The 8,173-nt window shown below is 33.1% G+C and carries 6 protein-coding genes; all 6 read left to right on the forward strand.

Annotated elements, in window-relative coordinates; translation table 11 throughout:
* The first annotated feature begins 167 nt into the window (after window positions 1-167).
* The 6 genes from A8B35_RS02440 to A8B35_RS02465 all read left to right on the forward strand — a co-directional run bounded on the left by A8B35_RS02440 (window position 168) and on the right by A8B35_RS02465 (window position 7,162).
* Window positions 168-2,681, forward strand: coding sequence for a LamG domain-containing protein (locus A8B35_RS02440; protein ID WP_171973141.1), 2,514 nt, complete (start codon window positions 168-170; stop codon window positions 2,679-2,681).
* A gap of 131 nt (window positions 2,682-2,812) precedes the next feature.
* Window positions 2,813-4,459 (forward strand): DUF5060 domain-containing protein, encoded by a 1,647-nt coding sequence (locus A8B35_RS02445; RefSeq protein ID WP_139314788.1) that lies wholly within the window; start codon window positions 2,813-2,815, stop codon window positions 4,457-4,459.
* Between the two features lie 248 nt (window positions 4,460-4,707).
* Entirely contained in the window at window positions 4,708-5,265 is a 558-nt protein-coding gene (locus tag A8B35_RS02450; RefSeq protein WP_075601859.1) for an RNA polymerase sigma factor, read from the forward strand.
* 4 nt (window positions 5,266-5,269) lie between these two features.
* A complete protein-coding gene (locus A8B35_RS02455; RefSeq protein WP_075601860.1) occupies window positions 5,270-5,596 on the forward strand; it encodes a hypothetical protein in 327 nt (108 codons plus the stop codon).
* 3 nt (window positions 5,597-5,599) lie between these two features.
* Window positions 5,600-5,938, forward strand: a complete 339-nt coding sequence (locus tag A8B35_RS02460) for a 4Fe-4S dicluster domain-containing protein (RefSeq protein ID WP_083634276.1) — start codon at window positions 5,600-5,602, stop codon at window positions 5,936-5,938.
* Window positions 5,939-6,055: 117 nt separating this feature from the next.
* Window positions 6,056-7,162: a metallophosphoesterase gene (locus A8B35_RS02465; RefSeq protein WP_075601861.1), complete on the forward strand. Its 1,107-nt coding sequence runs from the start codon at window positions 6,056-6,058 to the stop codon at window positions 7,160-7,162.
* Window positions 7,163-8,173: the final 1,011 nt, after the last annotated feature.

Genomic DNA, 8,173 nt, shown 5'->3' on the forward strand with positions numbered 1-8,173 from the left:
AAATATTTACTCGGGTGTAAATTTAAAGGTGAATAAACAGGGGTAAATACGAATAAAGACAATTGTTAGGCCTTATCGTATCTGAATTATTGATCTTTTTTATATGTTTGAGAAATGGAGTTAATAGCATTACCAATTATTTAATGTATTATAATATAACCTGTGATTTGAGAACTATCTATTATCAAAAAACCATCGTATTTTTATTGATCCTCTTTATTGTAGGATGTACTCAGACACTATTTGCATCTGATTTTAGCAAGCAATCATTCGCCATTGCAGAACTTAGTACAAAGGAGGAAATTACATCTTCTCTTAAATTGCCCAAGGGGGTAGGGTGTTTTGGTATGTCAATTAAACTGATTGCTAATAAGAATGGTGAATCACCATTCTTAAAATTAACTGAAGGTGAATTACGCTTTCGCGATTTCCTTACGGATTTAAAAGCTTACATAGAGTCTACCAAATTTGTTTTTCCATTGTTTATAGATTATGAGGGAGATGAGGGTGATTTAATCAGAGAATTTGAAACAGCTGGTTTATTAACCAGTTTGTATCATCATCCTTCTGGAGAAAAGTGGCCAGATATTGATGATGTTATAAATGTAGGAAAGCAATTAGTTGTTTTTAACCAATCAACAAATAAACAATTAAGTAAGTATGTAAATGCTTACACTAATAATGTAGTAGATTTTGCCTATAAAAAGCAAAATAACGTTAGTGATAATCGGGTTCAGTTTATTGGAGATACTAGTAACGAATTGTTATCCTTAAGGCGATTTTCGAAAGAGGGCATAAAAGAAGAAGAGCTCCCAGCAGATTGGGTTCGTATTAGTTTAAATTCGTATTGCATAGATTATTTACTAGAGAGTTGGCAAATTTCAGGGAAGCAACCAAATTTTATATTCTATTCAGATAAGAAATATAATATTACATTTCATTACCTGTGTAAAACACTTAATGATTTAAATAGTGTTTCTGGTTCTGTTAAAAGTAATGGCAATTTATTAAAAGGTATCAGTTGGGCGCATCATAAATTGGCGTTGAGTAATGGTCATTTTAGGTTTCAATACGATAATGAATCGTTCTTTATACTTGAACCACACAAGCAAGGATATCGCTTCGAACCTAGTTCTGTTGTTATTGATAATAATCAACAGTTTGCTTCGCCTTTTAATTTCGAAGCTTCCGCTTTAAATTTAAGTGATGGTTTAAGGGCGAATTATAAATTTAATAATTCAATCATTAATTTAGTTAATGGTAAGTCACGCCCTCAGAATTGTAATTTTGTGGTGGATAACGAAAGAGGCGATGTGCTAAAAGTATCCGACCAAAATTACCTTACCCTAGATAAGGTTTCTGCTTATAATATTGTAAATAGTAGCTTCACCATCTCTGTTTATTTTAAATTTATTGAAGAGAATAACTATTGCTATTGTATTTTAGGTAGCAACGAAGAAGGTTTTAGAAAGGGCTTACATGCAGTATTAAAACCTGGTAAAGTTTTATTTGGGTTTTATACTAACGACAGTAGTGCGCCTGTTAAACTCGAACCATTAAAATGGTATCACTTAACCATTCGTTACGATATTATTAAAGAGGAACAAAGTATATTTATTGATGGAAATAAAGTAGCTTCTTCACTTCATCACCCTTCGTTTACCGGAAGTTCTGAGTTATTATTAGGGCATGGTATTAAGCAAGATAATTATTTAAATGGGTATATAGATGACTTGTCTATATGGGATAGAGCTTTAAGTGATGATGAAATTAAATGGTTAAACCTACATGCTGTTGAAGTACCAGAAAAGCCATGGTATACTGGGTTTGCTTTGCTTGCAATAGGTTTACTTTTTGTAATGTTGGTATTTATTGTATGGATATTTAAAAAGAAACAATCTAAGTCTCAATTAAAACCTGAAGTTATTAAGGTAAGTGACGAAAATAAAAATGCCATTTATTTATTCGGAAAGTTTACGGTTTTAAACCAAAGTGGAGTGGATTATTCATCTCACTTCTCGCCAAAAATAAAAGAGCTCTTTTTATTATTACTAATCTCAAGTATAAAAAATGAAAGAGGGATATTAACTAGTGAACTTACCAAGTTATTGTGGCCTGGTTTTGAGGTGAATAAAGCTGCCAATAATAGAGGTGTTACATTTAATGCCCTAAAAAAGATACTTGCAGAAATAGATGGTTTAGATACTGTTTATGAAGATAAGTTTTGGCGATTGAATATAGCAAGTGAAATATACTGTGATTACCGAAGTCTGATTAAGGAAATTAATGAAAACTCAAAAGAATACCAGTACAAGTGTTCAATTATTAGGCGAGGTGAATTTGTAAGTGATATAGAAAAAGATTGGTTATTGGATATTAAAAGTAATTTGAACTTCGATAATGTTGATTTACTGTTGAGATATTCTAAGGTACTTTATGCCCAGAAAAATTATCCACTTTTATTAGAAGTAAGTGAGTATGTTTTAAAATTAGATGACCTAAATATTCAGGGCATCTATTACCAATTAAAGTGTCTTACTGAATTGGATAATGTAAATAAAGCGCTTTTTGTTTTCGATAAGTACACGCATAAATATCAAACCATCCATCAAAGTGAATTTAAGCACTCGTTTAAAGCATTTATGAAACTTAAAGTAGATGTTCTTTGGCAACTAAATTAATGCTTGCAGCTCTATAGTTTTTGTAGATGAGTGTTATGATTTCTAAAAATACCATGCTAAATAGGGTATTCTGTCTCTGTATATCTTAGTAAAAAATGATAATATTGACTATTCAAACAAATTAAATATCCATGATGAAAAAATTAAATCTGATAACCATTATCTTATGTTTTAGCTTAACGCTTAGTGCAGGTATAAAACACGAGAAATTTAAGAATAAACAAGCGATTAATATTGATAAATGGGAAGTGCTTGATATCACTTTTAAAGCAAAAGCATCAAAACAAAATCCTTTTACTGAGCAATTTGATGCAGTCTTTACCTCACCATCGGGCAATAAAATAAATGTTCCAGGTTTTTATAATGGTAAAAATGAATGGGTACTGCGATTCTCAGCCAAAGAAAAAGGGATCTGGACTTATAAAACTACATCAGCAATAGCTGCTTTAAATAACAAAGTAGGAACCGTTGAGGTGAGTAGCACAGCTTATAATAATGTAAAAGGGGCAATAGAAATACCAAAGCACGATTCTCGTCATTTCTATTACGAAGATGGTACTCCTTATTCGTTAATGGCTTTTGAGTGTGATTGGTTGTATGCACTCGACTATAAAAATAGCGATGGTTTACCCCGTACCACGCAATTATTAAATACCATTAAAGAAAATGGTTTTAACCAAGTGGTGATGAATGTATACACTTTCGATATTAACCTGGCGCATAATGGAGAGTGGACTAGAGACGAAAAGTTAAAGAATCATCCAGAGCATGATTTTGGTGGCGATTTAGAGATATTTCCATTTTTAGGTAATAATGAAGAACCAGATTACTCAATGCTAAATGTAGAGTTCTTTAAAAAACTAGACAGAACCATCAGCTTAATGCATGATAAAGAAATCGTATCGCACCTAATGATTTACGTATGGAATAAGTTAGTGAATTGGCCCGATATGTATTCTGAAGCAGATGATATGTATTATGACTACGTGGCAAAGCGTTACGGAGCTTTCCCAAATATTATGTGGGATGTATCTAAGGAAGCTTTATTTTATGGCAGGGCCGATGATGATTATATTTTAGAGCGCTTACGCCGACTAAGAAATCAAAATCCTTTTGATAGAACAATAACAGTGCACGATTATGGTTTTTGCAAGCGCCATAGCGATGAGGTAGACTATATATCGCGTCAAACTTGGAATTTAGCCTTGTATCAGGATATGATTTCTGATTATAGAAAGTTCAAAAACAAACCCATCTTTAATATTGAGCATGGCGGATATGAGAAATCACCATATTATGTTTTTCCAGGTAGTTATACTGATGCGGCATATTGTTTAAAAAGAAATTACCAGTGTATTTTCGCAGGCGCATATTCAACATACTATTGGCAAGCCGCTGCATGGAATGTAATAATATGGAACCCTTTTGAACAACCTGAAGATTTCTATCAACCCAAGTTCGAATATTTCAAGCACCTAACTGATTTTTTCACAAAGTATCCTATTACTGATTACGAGCCATCTCCACACCGAAATCAATCGGGTTATGCCATGAAAAAGAATGGCGAAGAGCAGTACTTGTTTTATGTGCCAAAAGAAACTTATCAATTTAGAGCCCAATTCATGTTCGATTCGGAAAAGGAAATTAAACCAGTCACTTCTAAATGGTTTAATACCTTAACTGGCGAATATAGTAAAGAAGTTACTGCAACTAAAAAACAAGATTTTGTATCTCCATGGGAAGGAGAGGCTGATGCTATTTTGGTAATGATGAAGTGAAATGCTTTTCAAGTACACCTATAGGAATTAGAGTGAGTAATTAAATGGGATAAAATATTAATAGGGTTTTATTATTTATTCTATTAAAATGTTAAACTGTACATTGTGCTATTATTAAGCATGGTGTGCAGTTTTTTTTATGCTTATATTCTACAAAAAGAGAATCAATAATTAATTTTTTAATAAAAAAGTGCATTTGGTTAAAATATCAGGTTGAGTTAATCGTCTTAAAGGTATAAGCGAATAAAATGAGTAGTAAAAATAACTATATAGAAAGTACATATAATGGGCAAAAAAACAAGCTGCTCAACTTTATAAAAAAAGCGCTGCCATTAGATCAGGCAGAGGATGTGCTTCAAGATATTTTTATTCAGCTATTCAACGGTTTTGAGCAAATAGAAACGTTAGATAATATTTCTTCGTGGCTATACCGAACGGCAAACAACAGAATAATTGATTTAAAACGAAAAAAGAAACCAGAACTATTAAGCGATAAATCCGCGGATCGCAAAGCTGATGGTGAAGATGAAAAGTTATTTATCGAAGATATTCTGCCAGCATCTACAGGTAATCCTGATGATGAGCTTTTTAGAAAAGCCATTTGGGATGAAATTTTAGAGGCCCTAGAAGAATTGCCTGAAGAGCAACGTGAGGTATTTGTTTTGCACGAGTTTGAAGACTATTCGTTTAAACAGATAAGTGATCAAACAGGCGAGAAGGTAAATACATTAATATCGCGTAAGCGATATGCCATAGTGTATTTACGTGAGCGACTGAATGAGATTTACGAATTATTAAAAGATTAAAAAGATGAAAAAAGGGAAATTTATAGCAGGCAAAATCATATTGATGTTATTAGGAGTTGGCTTAGTTACTTTAGCTGTACTATTATTATGGAATTGGCTTATGCCAGCAATATTCGGATTAACAATTATAACTTATTGGCAGGCCCTTGGTTTATTGGCGCTATCAAAAATATTATTCTCAGGTTTCGGTCGCGGTCATTCTTGTTCAAACAAAAAGAAGAAGAATTGGCGTGGTAGATTCGGAAATAGATGCAGCAGTATACCTAAGGAGAAGCGTGCTGAGTACATGCAAAAAATGAAGGATAAGGGTTTTGGATCGCATAAAGAGTAAGCTATGAATAAGTTTAAGCAAAGATTAGTCAGAAACAAGTTAGAACAGGAGCTAAGGATAAAAAATGGAAAAATCGTGATTAACGAAATTTCTTGTGATGGTTGCGGAAGTTGTGTAGAAGTTTGTCCTCACTCAGCTTTAGCTCTAAAGAACCTTAGTAAAAATGAGGTAAATAGCCTTCCGTTTAAAGGCCGATTAAAAGTAAGGATAAAAGGTAATAGCAAAGCATATGTTCAAAATTACGATCAATGTACTACATGTGGTTTGTGTATGAAACAATGCCATGAGTTTGCCATTCATAAGGTAGAACAAAAAAACAGCGAAACTCGAATGGTTATTTAATTGATTATCATGAAAGAGGTACTTCCATAGTGGCTAGTGTATCATTAATACTTAGCAAGCTGATTCTATAGGAGTCAGCTTGTGTCATAAATTTAAATACATCTAATAAATATATAAATGAAGTTTATTCCATATTTAATTCCAATAGGCTTTTTAAGCTTATTGATAGTATCAGTAATATATCTAGCTCGAAAATGGTCTTGGATCATGGGAGCTGATAGCACAACATGGTTTTATGTGTTTTTTGCTGTTGTGCCTGTCCTTTTTATGGTAGGATTAATAAAAAACATTAATGCTGTAGATTATACGGGGCATGCTTTTTATAAAATAGCCTCGGTAGCCATGGGCTTGTACCTATTTATCACCATGGCGTTTTTAGCCGTCGACCTCGTGGCTTTGTTCATTAAGTTAAAACCCATGCAATTTGGAATACTATCGTTTACTTTATTTTCAGTATTGGCTTTGGGTAGTTATTTTAATGCACAATATCTTCGCACAAGTAATTATAAGGTTCCGCTTAAAGGGCTCAGCCAAACTATAAATTCGGTACATCTAACAGATATACATATAGGTCACTTCCGCAATAATGGCTTTTTAAATAAACTAGTGAAGCAAACCAATGCGCAAAATCCAGATGTGATTTTTATTACAGGCGATTATCTCGATAGCAAGTATGCTTTAAACTCATCTCATTTTGAACCTTTGCAAAACTTAAAAGCACCCGTTTATTTTGTAGATGGTAATCACGATCATGCCACGGATAACGATAGTATTTTAGCAATGATGCGCAGTGCAGGAGTAAATGTTTTGCAAAACGAAATTGCCCAATTCAAAGACTTACAAATTATAGGTCTTGAGCATATGGTTGCAGATAGAGAAACTTTTGATGTACATGCTTCGCCAGGTAAACCTACCATCCGCGAAACCTTAAATCGTTTACCCATTAAAAGCGATAAACCATCCGTAATATTGCATCATGCACCCAATGGTATTAAGCATGCCGAAGCTCATGGCGTTGATTTATATCTGGCCGGACATACACATGGTGGGCAGATATTTCCGTTTAACTATGTGTCAAACTTAATGTTTGAGTATAATAGTGGGATGAATATTTACAAATCACTTAAAGTTTTTGTGTCAGAAGGAATCGGAACTTTTGGGCCTCCATTCAGATTGGGTACAAAAAGTGAGCTGGTAAATTTGCAGTTGATACCAACAGAATAAACTTACTCTCTGTAATGTAAACTTTTTATAATGTATAATATTGGCATCTCAGCAATAGAGTAGGGGTGCCATCTTTTTACATTGGGCGTTCCCCTCCCAATAATACTCTATTGTCAGCACAAATCCCTTTTCTCGGGTCATACTTTCCGCTATATCTTTGCTTCGCCATAACGGGCTCACAAAGGATGCCGCTCCAATCATTAACGCATCTCTTCGCACACGGCTAGTAAAAGCCATAAAGTATATTACAAGGAGTCAGCTTTAGAAAAAACACAAATAAAAGCCATATCAAACACATATCAAACTCACGTTATCATGAGTTTGATATGAGTTAAATATGAAATTATCTAAGTAAGACACAACCTAGTTTTTATTTAGTTTAGAATACCATTCTCTATACTATGTAAGCGTCATTTTTTCTGAGGTTCAAAAAAAGAGAAAAAAACTTTTTCGAGTTAAAACACTGATAAACTATTCTTTATTTATTGTCTTCGTATTCTTGCCTAAAAAAACTTTGAAGTAGTATTTGGAATTATGAAAAAAAGTCCTCACTTTTGCACCCGCTTTGAACGCAAGGCAGGATTACAACGGACATTTTGAGGAATAAAAAATGGATTAAAAACCCTTTATATAAGCGGTTTTTAAGTGTCAAAAAAGATTTAAAATTCTTTCCAGAAATATTTGGAATTAAGAAATTAAATCAGTTATCTTTGCAGCCGCTTTTAATGAAGAGCTCAGAGTAACAAAAACGACATCTTGAAGGTGATTGAAACTATTTAATGATAGCCAATTACAACAGAAAACAAGAAGCAAAAAACTTCAAATTTTCTTTCAAAAACATTTGGAGTTTAGAAATTAAAGTTGTTATCTTTGCAGCCGCTAAAATAAAGCGATCACAATAAAGATTGTGAGATTAAAAAGATTGAAAAAGCCTTCGGGTTTTAAGATATAAAGACTAGCTAAAGTGCTAGAAGTTCTTTGAAAATATTGGAATGCATAAAAGGAAAAAAA

It is taken from the genome of Saccharicrinis aurantiacus, from assembly GCF_001660705.2.
In the GTDB taxonomy this organism is placed as follows: domain Bacteria; phylum Bacteroidota; class Bacteroidia; order Bacteroidales; family Marinilabiliaceae; genus Saccharicrinis; species Saccharicrinis aurantiacus.

Excerpts from the sequence above, each read along its gene's own strand:
- A8B35_RS02445 (WP_139314788.1), top strand. The coding sequence starts at position 2,813 with ATGATGAAAAAATTAAATCTGATAACCATTATCTTATGTTTTAGCTTA.
- A8B35_RS02450 (WP_075601859.1), top strand. The coding sequence starts at position 4,708 with ATGAGTAGTAAAAATAACTATATAGAAAGTACATATAATGGGCAAAAA.
- A8B35_RS02455 (WP_075601860.1), top strand. The coding sequence starts at position 5,270 with ATGAAAAAAGGGAAATTTATAGCAGGCAAAATCATATTGATGTTATTA.
- A8B35_RS02460 (WP_083634276.1), top strand. The coding sequence starts at position 5,600 with ATGAATAAGTTTAAGCAAAGATTAGTCAGAAACAAGTTAGAACAGGAG.
- A8B35_RS02465 (WP_075601861.1), top strand. The coding sequence starts at position 6,056 with ATGAAGTTTATTCCATATTTAATTCCAATAGGCTTTTTAAGCTTATTG.